The organism is Vibrio sp. 10N.222.49.C9, from assembly GCF_041474985.1.
Taxonomy (GTDB): Bacteria; Pseudomonadota; Gammaproteobacteria; order Enterobacterales; family Vibrionaceae; genus Vibrio; species Vibrio crassostreae_C.
Genome location: NZ_JBFRVD010000008.1, coordinates 153,551 through 168,638, shown reverse-complemented (window position 1 = coordinate 168,638; position 15,088 = coordinate 153,551). Strand labels below are relative to the sequence as shown.

Below are 15,088 nucleotides of genomic sequence, written 5' to 3'. Positions count from 1 at the left end.
ACTTCCTATCCCAAATAATCAGATCGTTTAAATTTAGATCTCAGTCTCTTTTCTCCGTCGAACATTTCTGTTTCTATAGCGAATAAGCTTCTGACAAGAAAAGGAATTACGTCAATGCAGAATAACAAATCCATGCTTTCCATCGCGCTACTTGCTGCGTTTTCTGTACACGCTAGTGCTGACGAATGCGGAAAGATCACCATTGCAGACATGAACTGGAACTCGGCGAGCCTATTGCTCATGTCGACCAATTCATTTTGAATAACGGCTACGGCTGTGAAGCGGACTTAATCCCCGGTGATAGCGTCCCTACGGGCACGTCAATGATTGAAAAAGGTCAACCTGATGTTGCGCCAGAGCTTTGGACTAATGGCATCAAAGAAGCGTTGGATAAGGGTGTTGCGGATAAGCGTCTACGTTACGCGGGCAAGTCTTTGGTCAACGGCGGTGAAGAAGGTTTCTGGGTACCAAACTACCTTGTTGAACAGTACCCAGAGCTTACAACCATTGAAGGTGTGATTAAAAACGCAAAGCTGTTTGAACACCCAGAAGATGATGAGAAGTTTGCGTTTTATAGCTGCCCTGCGGGTTGGACTTGTCAGATTACCTCCGGTCACCTGTTCGATGCGCTTAAGTTAGAAGATCACAATTTTGAAATGGTTGATCCCGGCTCAGGCGCCGCTTTATCAGGTACGATAGCGAAAGCTTACGAACGCAAAAAAGCATGGTTTGGATATTACTGGTCGCCTACGCCTGTGCTAGGTAAGTATGAAATGGTGAAGGTTGATTTCGGAAGTGGTACTGACATTGAGGAATTCCGTAACTGTACGACACAACCTGATTGTGAATCTCCTAAAGTGACCATGTATCCACCAGCACCGGTTCACACAATCACCACAGAAGCCTTTGCTAATAACGAACCTCTTGCCTACCAATACTTTGAAAAGCGTGGTTTTACCAATAAACAAATGAGTGAGTTGCTGGCCTGGATGGAAGACAACCAAGCCGACGCCGAAGAAGCCATGTATTACTTTCTAGAAAGCTCACCACAGGTATGGAAGCCTTGGGTGTCTGAAGACATCGCAAGTAAGGTTCAACAAGCCCTTTAGAGTGAAGATTCAAAGTCAGAGGCCTAGCCTCTGTTTTCGCATCTAAAGCAAGTTCTTACCGGACAGTAAATAGATGGAGTTTGAGAAAGGTTACTAAAAATTAAAGAAATGCGTTTAGCTTAAACTCTATGCAGATACAAAAAGACCACGCTAGGCGTGGTCTATTGCTTGGCTACTTCTCGATTTTAATATTTTCGACACGGGCCTTTAGTTTTTGTCCCGGTCTAAAAGTAACAACACGTCGAGCAGAAATTGGAATGTCTTCACCAGTTTTCGGGTTACGACCAGGTCGCTCGTTTTTCTCGCGAAGATCAAAATTACCAAAACCAGACAGTTTTACCTGTTCGCCATTTTCGAGCGCTTTACGAACTTCTTCGAAAAACACTTCCACCGTTTCCTTGGCATCCCGCTTGCTGTATCCGAGTGTCTCAAACAGGTTCTCAGCCAAATCGGCCTTCGTGAGTGCCATAAAACTTTCCTCAAAGCTATGTTAAACATTGCTACCATCGCCAGTAGCGCCAAAGCATTTACCCTATTCAATCAATGAGATAAGGTCATTTACAAGGAAAGTGTATGCCAAGCTTCTGATTTTCGCCAACTTTTTTATCTTAACTATTTAATTATTCTTTCAAATCAGAAAGATAACTCGCTTCAAATTTCACATATATAGCTAAAAACCATCTACTCAACAGTAACGAAATGGAGTTATATTCCATACAAACAACCATTAATAGAATTTAAAACTTTAGCGAACTAAATAATAATTTTTGAGACTTTTCTCCGATACCCAATAAAATCAGCCACTTGATTTGATATGGGACTCAACAAAGGTTACTAAATAAGCGTTATTAAATATAAGATTTGTATCATTTCAGAATTTAATTCGAATTCACTTATAAAAGCCTATGTTCTTTTGAGGTTTTCGGTTACAACTTAACAGAGGATGGCTTGACGGAATCAGAACTCGATGAGTGTATCGAAATCAGAATATAAATGATCGGTCTAGAAATAGAATATGATCTTGAGAGCCAGTTACTTGCGTGTATGGTTAGTTGATTGCTTAGTAAGTTGGTTATTTAAATAACTTCACTTCTTCGACATAGAATAAGACCTCACAAGTGCGAGGTCTTATTTGTCATTCAAAGCTGCTCATGCAATATCAGCTTTCTTCAATCATTTTTGTTCAGCAAGTGTTTGTGTCGCTTTGGTATTCGTTACATTCGCAGGTTTCACAATCAAACCAATCCCGACAAGAAACAGTATTGATGCAACAACCTGAGCCACAGACAGCACCTCATCATACATAAAGTAACCGCTAATCAATGCGAAGATAGGCACTAACAAGGTTAACGGCGCGGTCGTACTTAACGGGTATTGGATTAACAGCTTATTCCATACCCAATAACCAAATAGCGTGGTTGGGTAAGCTTGAAACAGCACCGCAATCGTCGTGTTCCAATCCCATTGTTCGATGCCCTGCCAGATTATTTGGTCACCGTGTAACATCACGGCAAATAACACTAATGGCACTGGAGCAAACAGCATCCCCCAGACATTGAACGCAAAAGCTTGAGTGGTTTTCGATGCCTTAACAATCACGCCCATCAAGGTCCAACTGCACGCCGCAATCATAATCAAGATCACGCCATTAACGGTGACATTACCCGTAGCTGCAGATACCAATACCGCCAACGCACACATAGCTAGCATCGCACCCAATAATTTACGAATAGAAGCACTCTCCTTGAACAACCACACGCCAACCGCCATGCCGATTAATACGTTGGTTGAAAGCAAGACCGATGAAAGCCCAGACGATAAACCAGCAGTGATCGACCATGAAGCCATACCCCAGATACCCACACCGAACACAAAGCCATAACTGACTAAGTAGCGCCAAGCAACAGGCGATCAGCATGTCGACCGTGGTGAGCTGCTACCAAAAACTGGAATCACAAGGCTGGATACATTCTCGACCGCAAGCGGGGTATTTTGTCTCGCCTCACAAGCCGTCTCACTCAACGCCTGAGTGGGCACAGTTTGAGAGTAAGGTATCAAGTGTTAAACAAACCTCTTCGACCCACAACTCAATCAACGGACCTTTAGGGGTTTCGAGCACCACCAATGATGAGCAGTCGATCGTTGAATTGGAACGAAGTTTTCGTCGCGCTATTAAACGGATGGGAAGTAGGCTCAACCATTACCCAGATACACAAGGTGAGCCGATTTTACGACAGGCATTATCCACTCATTTTGCCAAGCTCGATGTGCACTTTTCACCTGAAGAGATGGTGATTACGGCTGGCTGTATGTCTGCGATTAAGGCCGCACTTGAATCTTGCACTAAAGAAGGCGACACCATTGCGATTAGCTCGCCATGTTTCAACGGTATTCTGGAATTGCTCGGACAAATGTCGCGAAAAATCATCGAGATCCCGTCTCTAGATGATGGTGTCGACTTGCAACAACTGGAAGCGCATTTGAAAAATAAACAAGTCGATGCCGCGATCTTTTGTACCTCTCATATGAACCCTCAAGGGATCAACATGTCAGCCACTCAAAAGCAGAAACTGGCTGAATTAGCGAATCACTATCGAGTGCCGATCATTGAAGATGATGTGTATCTGGAACTGTCCTACTCCTCACACACGCCGCTCCCCGCGAAATACTACGACAAAGGCGGTTTTGTCTTATGGTGTGGATCAGTATCGAAAAGTTTGTCACCGAGTTACCGTTTGGGATGGTGCTTGCCGGGCAGGTTTATCAACGAATACAAGGCTCAGTTCTCAGCTGCGAGCTACGGCGTTGCCCTGCCCACTCAGCTTGCGGTTGCTGACTTTATTGGATCTGGCCAATACGCTAAGCACGTGAAGAGAAGATGCACTCAGATCTTGTCTTTGCGCCAACAATACCTAAGTTATTTGGCTCAGCACCTTCCTCAAGATGTGAAGATAAGTAATCCACAAGGTGGCATGGTGCTTTGGCTGCAAATCCCAAGCTTGAACCAGTCAGCCTTTGCTCAGGGCATTACCGAGAAGAACATTGATATTAGGCTTGGACACCTGTTCAGCACTCTCGACCTTTACAGCAATTGCTTACGCCTCAATATTGGGTATCCGTTAGAGGATGAAGCCAAGCAGCAATTGGATGCCTTAATCGAGCTTATCCATATTCACAGCTAACAGCACGTAGCACGTAGCACGTAGCACGTAGCCTTTCAAAATCCGCTTTTTTAAATGCCTTCGAATGCCGAATTCTAATAGCCTTTTGTCATAAAAAAGAAGGCTATTATTCCTATCTTAATTCGGGTAAAGCCCCAAACCGTAAGGAAACCCACTCGCCTCAAAACCCTTAAATGCTGAGTTTGCAAGCACCCACAAAATTATGCAACTTGGCTAATGACACATCACTTTTTATCGTCAATATACAGCCGTCAGCGCTGGCGTTTTCCTGTATTTGAAGAGAACTATTATGAGTGATAAAACAAAAAACAAACCACTACCTTCCTTTATCGAAGAACGCTTGAACTTCTATATTCAAGACCTGATTACCCAGAACCAAAGCCAAAAGCATTTGGTATTGGGTAAACGCCCCCAGCGCAGTGCCGTTGTGATGCAGAGCAATGATTACCTAGCGCTGTCACACAACAAACAGATCCAACAAGCCCATCAAGCGGCGATCTGTGAGCACGATGACAACGTGGTGATGTCTGCGATTTTCTTACAAGATGAGCAGTCTAAACCTGCGTTCGAAACTGAGCTTGCGAACTATGTTGGAATGGAGAGCTGTTTGCTTTCTCAATCGGGCTGGGCGGCCAATATTGGGCTATTGCAAACCATCTGCCCACCGGGCACACCTGTGTATATTGATTTCCTTGCACACATGTCGCTATGGGAAGGGATTCGGGCTGCCGGCGCAGTTGCCCATCCGTTTATGCATAACAATATGAATCACCTACGCAAACAGTTAGAGCGCCACGGCTCAGGTGTCATTGTTGTCGACTCGGTTTACAGCACAATAGGCACCATTGCCCCACTGTGCGACATCTACGAAATGGCGCAAGAGTTTGATTGTGCGGTCGTCGTTGATGAATCCCATTCACTGGGTACACATGGAGAGAATGGTGCAGGCTTAGTGCAAGCATTGGGGCTCACCAACCAAGTCGACTTCATCACCGTTAGCTTGGCAAAAACCTTTGCTTATCGCGCTGGGGCAATCCTTGGCCCTAAACAACTGTCTAAAACCTTGCCGTTTGTGGCGTACCCTGCGATTTTTAGCTCAACAGTGTTACCACAAGAAGTGGTTCGTTTAGAGAAAACGTTGGAGGTGATCAAAGGTGCGGAAGACAAACGAGAAGCCTTATTCAATCGGGCTAAGTCGCTGACTACGGGGCTAAAGCGAATTGGCTTTAATATCCGCAGTGAGTCTCAAATTGTAGCGCTAGAGTGCGGCAATGAAAGAAACACGGAGCGTGTGCGAGACTTCTTAGAAGAACGTGATGTGTTCGGTGCGGTATTCTGCCGCCCTGCGACTGGCAAGAACAAAAACATCATCCGTTTTTCAGTGAATGCCGATATGACACCAAGAGACATTGACCATGTGCTCACGGTTTGTCACGAAGCGTACCATCACCCCGAGTTAGAGTTCGTGTAACCTTTTTCGAACCATATTTATAACCAACACCAACGGCAGGACTGAATGGACGCTATCATGTCGCGATACAAAAAGAGCCCAGCAATTCGCTGAGCTCTTTCTTGAATCTATGTCTACCCAATGGCCGTGAACTTCAGACTATTACACCCGCTAAATCCAGTGAGCAATTTTATCAAACAGTCGGTTTTTATCGGCAGGTTTAACAATAAAGTCCGACATGCCTGATGATTCCATCTTTTCCAAGGTAACGGGAGAACTGTCACCCGTGTGAGCAATAATCGGCACCGAAGAGTATTCTTTGTCGGCACTGCGAATTCGGCGAGAAGCTTCAACACCGTCCATGATTGGCATTTCAATATCCATTAGGATCAAGTCGATTTCGTCGGTATCAACCGCATCTAAGGCTTGTTGTCCGTCTTCTTTTTGCACAACATCAAAGCCCTGTTTTTCCAATAACATTGCCGTAAATCGGCGTAGAGATTCATTGTCATCGACCACCATAATCGTACGTCTAGTGGTGGCCTCTAGCGGTTTTACAGCAACCGATGGCATCACGTAGTTGGAGTCAAACAGTAAACGGTCAATGGTCGCTTCAGTATTTAGTAGCCAGACTTGTGTTTCCACCCAAATAGGCTCGAAAGAAATGTTACGTACACGCTTGATAGGATGACGCTCATACAAGTAAATGATTCGCGCCTCAGTGAACGAAAGTAACGATTCAATCTTATCGAGGCAACTAGCTCTTAAATCCAAGCTCTCCATATCAACGAAAATCAAGTCGAACTCAAATTGATATTCCTTATTCTGAAGCGCTGATGCCACATCCAAAATCTCTAGGTCAAAACCCATAAAGCGAGAGATTTCAGTCATTTTACTGGAAAGCACTGTCTGATCACTGATCATCAGCACCGTCTTGAGTTTAGTCAGTTCGCTCTTGATTTCCTCTACCGAATTGGAAGTCAAAGATGGGAAAATCATCGTGAACTGTGTCCATTGATCCACTTCAGACTGGCATTTAATCTCACCACCAAACGAGCGCATGACCTTCTGACAAAATGGCAAACCTAAACCGTAATTACCCGACTGGCCTGTGGTGTAAAAGTCTTGGAAAATACGACGAATGATATCGCTCGAAATACCAGAGCCGTTATCCGTCACCATTATCTGGTTCGTCACTTCATCACTGAACATGGTGACATGAATATGAAAATCTTCAGGGCTACGATGATGGAACGCATTCTTGAACAGATTATACATGGCGTATTTCAACAAGGTGTCGCTACCCAAGAACTCAAAGTTACTCTGCACATCCAAGGAGATTGCTGACTTATCAGCAGAGCGCTTGTAATTGAAACTGTCTATCGCATCCTCAACCACCGCTTGCGCTGAATGCTTCTTAAACGTAGATCGAGAGACTCGGTTTTCATCAATTGAAGTCAGTAACAGATCTATCGTTTCGTTACCGGAATGAATGATCTCCATCGCTTCATCGCCCACTTCACGCAACTGAATCACTTCTTCATTGCTTAACGCATATTGCCCTTTTTGATCGCCACTTTTAGGGTTCGGCAATATGGACTGCATGACATCAATAGAGGTAAGTAATCCGCTTAGAGGATTTCGCATCTCATGGGCAATACCCGCACCAAAAGACTTCGCCAATGACACCTTGTTTTCATGTTCCACCTGATTGCGGAAGTAGAACAAGTTGCCGAATAAGTAGATAAACAAAAAGATTGGCACATGCGTCCAATCCATTGTGAGTTCGAGGTAGAAGCCTTGTGCAATCCAAGCGCACAAGGTAGCAATCCCAATACCGGCAAAGGTTTGTGCAAACATCACTCTCGTCACGTGCACCAATAAAATATGGAGGAAAATAGCCGACATGAATGACATAACCCAAACGTTGGACCAATTATTCATTAGCAGCATGTAGAAGAAGAAACCTGGCAAACAGATAGTTACGGCAACTTGATAATAAGCCGGAAGGTATTTTCGCCATTCAAATGGGACGCGATTGCGAAATATAATGCCAAAGAACAATACCGAGCAAAACAGGCGAAGCGCTAAGTTTTCGTAGGGTTGCGGGAACAAAAACTCCCACACAATGTAGTAAATTGGAAAGCCGACAAAGCCCATCCAACCCACGAGGGTTAAATTCGGTTCTGCGTACTGGTAAACTTTACGAATCGCGTTCATACGAAATACTTTGCTCTCTAAGCCCTGACGTTTATTAATTCTATGATTTGGTTTTTATACTTATATTTTGGCGCCGATTATATTACACATCACGTCCGAGCAGTGAGGTTTCAATCAAATATGTACCAACGCATTTGTTTTTATTATTAAGCGTAGATGAATGATGCACCCTGCTGACGCTTAAATTTAAGTACGAGTGCTTGGTTCAGGGATGGGCATGCGCGGTGTTCTTTTGATAACTGTGTTCAGCTTACTGCTATGTCACTGTTACTCGATGCATTTTTCTTGGAGTATCCCCGTAATCTATCACTGCGTAATGTTGCGTTACCCTGTTATCCCAGATCGCCATTGAGCCGTTGTCCCATTTGAAACGAACTTGAAACTCAGGGCGTCTCGCAATTTCAAACAGTTGGCTGAGTAAAACATCACTCTCTTTGCGGTCGAGTTCGTTGATATAACGAGTAAACTGTTCATTGATACAGAGCGTTTCTTTATCCGTTTCAGGATGAACTTGAACAACAGAGTGAACCACTGGCGGATTCTCCTGTGCTGTTTTAATCAAGGATTTGTGCCAATCGAGATCAATGTCTTCTGATTCTATACCTTCAAAGGCCACAAGCGAATGAGTCGCCGACAACCCTCTCAACTTAGCTTTCATATCTTCATGTAGAGATTCAAAAACCGCAGTCATAGAACACCAGATAGTGTCACCACCAATGCTTGGAATGTGTTGAGCATGCAACAGGGAAGCTTTCGACGGCAAGCTGCGCCACGTTAAGTCGGTATGCCAATAACTTTCCTTTGGCGCATTGCCACGGGTTGTTTCAATCACACTCACCTGTGGCGCACTTTCCACGCGAGGGAAGAAAGGATGTGCAGGTTCTAACGTTCCAAAGCGCTGTGCAATCATCAAGTGTTGTTCTGGAGACAAAGTCTGCCCGTCGAGAAAGATCACTTGATGGGCAATAAGTGCCTGATACACCTTATCGAGTTCATCAGCACTGCATGTAGAAAGCTCTAGTTCGTGAATACGAGCGCCGATGTGAGGAGTAATGGGTTCTATTTTCAACATACTTTCGCTTATTGGTGATATTGAGTTGCAGGGCGGATCTGGCTACTAGGCTAATCTGACTACTAACTGTAAACCGGGTAAATGCTGATTTTCTTTCTCACTTGAAATAGAAAGTCGTCTCTCCGAAACAAAAAAAGAGCTCCTAAGCTGGAGCTCTTTTCGTTTTTTGATACTTCCTGTATCCATAGACAAGTCCAATCTGTAGTACTTTCACTGAAAGCCAGATCATCGATATCTCCAGTTGTGTATCACCAATAAATCTAGCATACAATCTTCAGACTGTTCTGGGACACAACCGAGATAATCAACTCTAGTGCCAAGCCATTTCGCCGCTTAGCACTTTCGCGCCAAGTTCTAAATCGCCTTCCGTAGCCTCAAATTTCGGGTAGGCTTTCTTCATGTAATCACTGATCTCGACCGATGTTGGATTACTTTTGCTCGCCAACGCTTTTTCAATATCAGCCACATAATCCTTCGTGAAGTGAACTGCATTTATTCCTGTTGGCATTTCACCTAAATAGTGACCCGGAATTACAACCTCTGGCTCTAGTGCTTTCATACGCTCCAACGATTGTGACCACTGGCTACGAATCTCTTTCGATGCAGTATCTGCCATCCATACATGCACACCGCTATACACCGACACGCCACCAAACACCGTTTTTTCAGACGGAACCCATAGGTAAGCTTGGTGTGTATTTATCTCTTTCACTTCGATGGTTTCACCTTCGATGCTTAATGTTGTGTCGTTCATCACCATTGGAACAATCACCTTAGAGGGCGCGTTGCCTTCTAATATAGGCCCCCAGTATTCAAGCTTTGCATCTTTGGTGCGTTTGATATGCGCGACAACGGCTTCACTGGCAACGACTTTAACGTTAGGAAATGCCGAAACTATCGGTTCCAAACCAAAGTAGTAATCTGGGTCGCCGCTGCTGATGTAAACCATCGATAATTTTTTGCCTGTGGCTTTGATTTGCTCCACCAAATTTTGTCCGTCTGCGACACTGAATTGTGCGTCAAATAGAATCACTTCTTTCTCACCCGAAACCAATACCGAGCTTGCAGGGAATATCGCGTTCTCACCGGGGTTATAGTGAGTGATGTTCAGATCCACAGCTAAAGCAACACTTGATGCCAGCACGGTTCCTAGGCTTATGGTTCCTAAAAGCATGCTTTTTAATAACAGGTTTTTCGATAACGTATTCATGGCTTTATTCCGATACTTGGAGTTGAACACCTGCCAACTCGTTGAATGTCCAAATATCTTATTTGATTGTTTTTAGATGAAATAGACATCAAATTGACTTTAACTATTGCAGTTTTCGGACATATACTGAGGTCGGTTTAATTCTCTAGGCAATAAAACAATGGATAAACTCGAGGCAATGAATGTCTTTGTCACCATAGTGGAACGTGGCAGTTTGAGCGCAGCGGCAGAGCACCTTGATCTCTCACGAACCAAGGTCACTCGTTATTTGGGTGAGTTAGAAACATGGATGGACACACGCTTGCTTCACAGAACAACACGAAGCTTGAGTTTAACCAGCGCAGGTAAAGAAACACTTGAGGTCGCCAGAGAACTTTTGGCACTGGAAACATCCCTAGCTGGGATCAGAAACCAAAACCGAGAGCATTTAAAAGGTCAGCTGCGTATTACTGCGAGCTACTCGATTGTCGATAGCTTCTTGATGGAATCAATTAGTCGCTTCATCGCCAAATGGCCAGAGGTTTCTATCGACATTATCTCGACTGATCAGACCGTCAACCTGGTTGAGTCACGCATCGATTTGGCCATTCGCATAACCAACGAACTGACGCCCAATATTGTCGCGAAGCAGATCGGTGAATGCCGCTCCGTGATTTGCGCATCGCCTCAATATCTAAAAGAGAAAGGCACACCCACAGAAGCCCAAGATCTAGCGCACCACAACTGTTTATCGTTCAGTTACTTTGGCAAAACCGCTTGGACGTTCAATGGCCCCAATGGGCTCGAATCGGTTCCGATTAAAGGGAATATCAGTGCAAACACCTCAGAGGTTCTGCTTTCTGCCACACTCAAAGGCAACGGTATCTGTTTACTGCCCTTCCCTTCAGTGGAAACCTTGATGCGTGATGGTCTATTAGTGCCACTGCTTTCTGAATGGCAACCTAAAACGCTCGGTGTGCATGCTATTTATGGAACACGTAAACAAGTCACACCGCTGTTAAGAGCCTTTATCGACCATTTATCTGACGAGATGGAACAATCGACAAGTTGGTAGAAGTACGATGCCATCACTAAGGAGGAAAACTTGCCATTAGTAAAACTGATGCAGAATTAAAATCATTAATTTTACTTAACTGTCAGTTGCTTCTATCGTGACTGCATACATCATCAATTAGCTTATTAACGCAGGGAAACTGACTATGACTGCCATTACCGATTTAGACATTTTGTTAAAGTCCATGTCACCAGAACTCATTGAAGGCAACTATGTTTTCTGTACTGTCGACGGAGCGTTAACAGACTATGTTCAGCTCAATCCAATCTCAACTTTTCGTGAGAAAGAAGGTTTAACGCTGGTTCTGGAAGAAGACGTTGCGACCAAAGCTCAGCTAAACTTCGACGGTGTATTTAGCCTTATCACTTTATCGGTACATTCGAGCCTTGAAGCGGTTGGATTAACGGCGGCGTTTGCGACAAAGCTTGGCTCTTACGGCATTAGCGCTAACGTGGTTGCGGGCTACTATCACGACCACATCTTCGTTCAAAAAGACAAAGCAGAAGCTGCAATGAGTGCGCTGAAAGAGTTTTCAGAAGTAGATTAGTAAAGAATTCGATTACTCACAAATACAAAAAAAGCGACGTAATCTACGTCGCTTTGGCTTATTGCTTAACGTGCACTCACTGATCAGGCATCAGTGAGCGAACCAGTTAAGCAAGCTTAAAAGTCGCCACTTTGTCACTTAAGCCAGCGGCTTGGCTCTTAAGTTCGTTCGACTCAGTTAAGCTGTCCTGTGCGCCCACAACTAAGTGGTCGGTAACATCTTTAATGGTCGTCACGTTCTGGGTAATTTCACCCGTCACATGTGTTTGCTCTTCAGCAGCCGTCGCGATTTGAGTCGCCATATCGCTGATCAAAGCAACTGCAGTATTGATCTCTTCAAGCGCATGCGAAGCTCGATCGGCATCTTCTACTGAATGTATTGCCAACTTAGAACTGCTCTCCATCAGCTCAACCGCTTGCGCCGTTGTACGCTGCAGGATATCAATTGTTGATTTGATCTCTTCCGTTGAAGAGTGGGTACGCTGTGAAAGCACACGTACTTCATCCGCTACCACAGCAAATCCACGACCTTGTTCACCAGCACGAGCCGCTTCAATCGCTGCATTCAAAGCAAGTAAGTTGGTTTGTTCTGCAATGCCTTGAATCGTTGCGAGTACAGTCGAGATCTCTTGAGCATGCTTGTTAAGTTCGCTAATCACACTACCCGCTTCATTAACTTCATTGGCTAGGTTATTGATTGAACCTTTGGTATCCACAACCAGAGCGTGACCACTGTTAGTGCTTGTCGCTGAATCTTGCGCCGCTTTTGCTGTTTGCTCGGCATGCGATGCTATCTCTTGCGTGGCGCTCGCCATTTCAGTTACGGCCGTCGCGACCATAGTGATTTCTTGCTGCTGATGATTAAGCTCATCCACCGAACGGTTCGCACGTTGAGTACTTTGCTCTGACTGGCTGTTTAGCTGTTCTGACTGCCCACGGATATGGCCAATCAACTGCTGTAAGCTTCCAACAAAGGTATTGAAGTTATGAGCCAACTCGCCCACTTCATCTTGGTTTTCAACATGAATGCGTTGAGTTAAATCACCACTACCATTCGCGATTTGCGCCAGTGCTTGAGAAACGTGGTTCAACGGGCGGAATAGAATAGTACACAAAAGGTTAAACAGTATGGTACATACGATCACCACAAGTAGCGTCACCAACACTTGACCAATCACTGCATCAAATAGTGGCGCAACCAGAGAGTCATGGTTAACAACGCTCACAGTAATCAGGCTCGTTCCATCAATCGCACGTGCGTACAGAACATAGTCGCTGCCATTCAACTCGATAGAAGTGTCTTTACCGCTAGTCAGCGCCTTTTGTACGTCCGCAAAATCTAACCCAAGTGAGCTGATGTTTTTGTTCAGTAACTTAGTGTCAGGGTGCGTATAAACCGTGCCCTTATTGGTCGCGATGAACATGTAACCTTCACCTGGAAGAATCACCTGCTCTAGACTGTTTAAGATGTCTGTAATTTCTACATCAGCACCCAACACAACCTGTTGCCCATGCAGTTGCATTGCTGTTCCTAATGAAACAACGTTCGCCCCAGTTGCTGCAGCAACCGTTGGGTTATCCATGAACACCTTGCTTGGGTTCGCAACCGCATTGGTGTACCAACCCCATACGCGTGGATCATCATTGCCCGGTGGCAACACAACACCGTTCGCGTTCTTTTGCGAACCATCAGGAAATGCCAAGAAGACATTATCAAAAGAGGCTGAGTCACGAACCTGTTTTAGATGAGTCACCAAGCTTTCTTGTTTGGACTCTTTCGAAAGAGAAGTAAGCGCACGCTCTTTGGATAAGATCCAATCCGATACATATTGATTGTACGAAGCCGATGCGCCCTCTAAGCGCTGTTCAACTTCAATATCCAACCTTTGCAGTGAAGCACGAAAAGACAATGCCTCGACCAAAATCCCCCCCAGGATAATGGCCATACTGGCTGAAATCGCCAGTTTATTTTTAAGCGAGAGTTTCTTGAACATAGGAAACCTATAATGTGGAAGTAAAAAACCGTGGCGAACAAATTGGTTGCCAAAGAGGTTTGCAAGCGGGATATATTTTACGCTTTAAAATAAATTAAGAAACCGATGAGGAACTGAAATATTGATATATGTGAGTAAGTGCACGCATCGTAACCCATTGATTTAGAGAATGGTAAACTCTAAATTTTGAATTAATGTGCTAATCAAGGTCAGCTGATGAGTGTCTCTGTTTGAGAGTAATAACGGTACAGATCGCGCTATACCGTTAGCTCATTAGGAAGGTATTTAAATGTGTTGAACGTCTAAATAGAAACAGGTTGCGGACTAAATAGTCAAAAGTTGATCAACCAAAGTCCAACGTTAACAGCAATCGTGTCTCGTCAGATGAAGTGACTGGTGAACGATGCACAAGACCCGCATTTTCGTTGCCACTCCAGCGCTCCCCTTTTAGTAATGCCACATCACCAGTCGACAGTTGTTAGATATCTGACTCATGATTGTATAAGCCGGACTCTGAATCTGGGTGTCCGTTAGCCCCTCGCCCTAGCTTAGAACGGTCGACTAAGTCGTTTGGCAACCATTGAGTCGCAACACCATGATAAGTTGTCACCAAGCGGCAAGGCACTTGATCAAAATGGAAACGTGGGCACATCGCTTTATTCAGAACGGCTAAACGTAACCCGACTTCTTCAAGCTCAAACAAACAACAGAACATATCCACCAGCTCTGCCATGTTTTCTAACAGCGCTTTAGAGGCGGTGCCATCGGTGGCAAATTCCAACTTATCGAAAGCATTTTCAGGTGACACGCTAACAGACTTACTAAAGTTTGGATTCAAGGCGATAAATTCACTAATTGCCGTCGTTAAGCCTTCATCAAACTGTCGCTGCCATACCGCTATATTAATATCACTTTGGTAGATATCCGCTAATACCGTTGGCTGCTCAGAAGCACTCGAGCTTGGCTTGTGATTTGCCTTATCCTGAATACTCACAGCTGAACTAATGTTGAGTGGCTGGTTGTTATTGGTTGCCAAAGGCTTGGTTAACACGACATTCATTACGTCGTCTCCTTGATACATGCTCATCGCTTCCCTTTTACCAACAGAATAATTATTCTTGGCAAGAGTAATTTTGGTTATGTTATAACATAGCCAAAATTAAACAAGTCACTTCGTCGATCATGATTCCAGTAATACAGCGACGCTCTTCTTTTCCTGCGGTAATTTTTCGAATGCTGAACTAAGCTTCT

General features: G+C 44.5%; 8 protein-coding genes and 5 pseudogenes. 6 read left to right on the top strand and 7 right to left on the bottom strand.

All coding sequences use genetic code 11. The features are described 5' to 3' along the window. Window positions 1-114 precede the first annotated feature (114 nt). A pseudogene (locus tag AB4585_RS02885) lies at window positions 115-1,109 on the top strand (ABC transporter substrate-binding protein). A gap of 172 nt (window positions 1,110-1,281) precedes the next feature. Here AB4585_RS02885 and ihfA read toward each other — a convergent pair. After that, window positions 1,282-1,578 (bottom strand): integration host factor subunit alpha, encoded by a 297-nt coding sequence (gene ihfA / locus AB4585_RS02880; RefSeq protein WP_004734853.1) that lies wholly within the window; start codon window positions 1,576-1,578, stop codon window positions 1,282-1,284. Between the two features lie 449 nt (window positions 1,579-2,027). Between ihfA and AB4585_RS02875 the strand changes: the two are divergent. After that, a pseudogene (locus AB4585_RS02875) lies at window positions 2,028-2,165 on the top strand (GTP-binding protein); the annotation flags it as partial. Window positions 2,166-2,282: 117 nt separating this feature from the next. Here the strand turns inward: AB4585_RS02875 and AB4585_RS02870 are convergent. Then, window positions 2,283-3,014, bottom strand: a pseudogene (locus AB4585_RS02870) (DMT family transporter); the annotation flags it as partial. Between AB4585_RS02870 and AB4585_RS02865 the strand changes: the two are divergent. Beyond that, a pseudogene (locus AB4585_RS02865) lies at window positions 3,005-4,291 on the top strand (PLP-dependent aminotransferase family protein); the annotation flags it as partial. The pseudogenes AB4585_RS02870 and AB4585_RS02865 sit on opposite strands and share 10 nt — an antisense overlap. 289 nt (window positions 4,292-4,580) lie before the next feature. Further along, window positions 4,581-5,762, top strand: a complete 1,182-nt coding sequence (cqsA, locus tag AB4585_RS02860) for an alpha-hydroxyketone-type quorum-sensing autoinducer synthase (protein ID WP_017059125.1) — start codon at window positions 4,581-4,583, stop codon at window positions 5,760-5,762. Between the two features lie 150 nt (window positions 5,763-5,912). Here cqsA and AB4585_RS02855 read toward each other — a convergent pair whose 3' ends face one another. From AB4585_RS02855 to AB4585_RS02845, 3 genes are all read right to left on the bottom strand, one after another. Continuing rightward, on the bottom strand, window positions 5,913-7,961 hold the full coding sequence (locus AB4585_RS02855; protein WP_372154839.1) for a response regulator: 2,049 nt from the start codon (window positions 7,959-7,961) through the stop codon (window positions 5,913-5,915). Between the two features lie 256 nt (window positions 7,962-8,217). Then, window positions 8,218-9,033, bottom strand: coding sequence for a TauD/TfdA family dioxygenase (locus tag AB4585_RS02850; RefSeq protein ID WP_017059123.1), 816 nt, complete (start codon window positions 9,031-9,033; stop codon window positions 8,218-8,220). Between the two features lie 310 nt (window positions 9,034-9,343). Then, window positions 9,344-10,243, bottom strand: a complete 900-nt coding sequence (locus AB4585_RS02845) for a Vmh family MBL fold metallo-hydrolase (RefSeq protein ID WP_102393121.1) — start codon at window positions 10,241-10,243, stop codon at window positions 9,344-9,346. 160 nt (window positions 10,244-10,403) lie between these two features. Between AB4585_RS02845 and AB4585_RS02840 the strand changes: the two genes are divergently transcribed. Next, a complete protein-coding gene (locus tag AB4585_RS02840) occupies window positions 10,404-11,297 on the top strand; it encodes a LysR family transcriptional regulator (protein ID WP_017059121.1) in 894 nt (297 codons plus the stop codon). Window positions 11,298-11,442: 145 nt separating this feature from the next. Continuing rightward, on the top strand, window positions 11,443-11,844 hold the full coding sequence (locus AB4585_RS02835) for an ACT domain-containing protein (protein WP_017069835.1): 402 nt from the start codon (window positions 11,443-11,445) through the stop codon (window positions 11,842-11,844). A gap of 106 nt (window positions 11,845-11,950) precedes the next feature. On the opposite strand, the gene AB4585_RS02830 is transcribed toward AB4585_RS02835, so the two are convergent. Further along, window positions 11,951-13,837: a methyl-accepting chemotaxis protein gene (locus AB4585_RS02830; protein ID WP_136974851.1), complete on the bottom strand. Its 1,887-nt coding sequence runs from the start codon at window positions 13,835-13,837 to the stop codon at window positions 11,951-11,953. Window positions 13,838-14,180: 343 nt separating this feature from the next. After that, window positions 14,181-14,897 (bottom strand): annotated as a pseudogene (locus AB4585_RS02825) (DUF1826 domain-containing protein). Window positions 14,898-15,088 lie beyond the last annotated feature (191 nt).

Bases quoted from the DNA above. Each gene is read 5' to 3' on its own strand.
- AB4585_RS02830 (WP_136974851.1), bottom strand. From the start codon at position 13,837: ATGTTCAAGAAACTCTCGCTTAAAAATAAACTGGCGATTTCAGCCAGT.
- ihfA (WP_004734853.1), bottom strand. From the start codon at position 1,578: ATGGCACTCACGAAGGCCGATTTGGCTGAGAACCTGTTTGAGACACTC.
- AB4585_RS02835 (WP_017069835.1), top strand. From the start codon at position 11,443: ATGACTGCCATTACCGATTTAGACATTTTGTTAAAGTCCATGTCACCA.
- cqsA (WP_017059125.1), top strand. From the start codon at position 4,581: ATGAGTGATAAAACAAAAAACAAACCACTACCTTCCTTTATCGAAGAA.
- AB4585_RS02840 (WP_017059121.1), top strand. From the start codon at position 10,404: ATGGATAAACTCGAGGCAATGAATGTCTTTGTCACCATAGTGGAACGT.
- AB4585_RS02850 (WP_017059123.1), bottom strand. From the start codon at position 9,033: ATGTTGAAAATAGAACCCATTACTCCTCACATCGGCGCTCGTATTCAC.
- AB4585_RS02855 (WP_372154839.1), bottom strand. From the start codon at position 7,961: ATGAACGCGATTCGTAAAGTTTACCAGTACGCAGAACCGAATTTAACC.
- AB4585_RS02845 (WP_102393121.1), bottom strand. From the start codon at position 10,243: ATGAATACGTTATCGAAAAACCTGTTATTAAAAAGCATGCTTTTAGGA.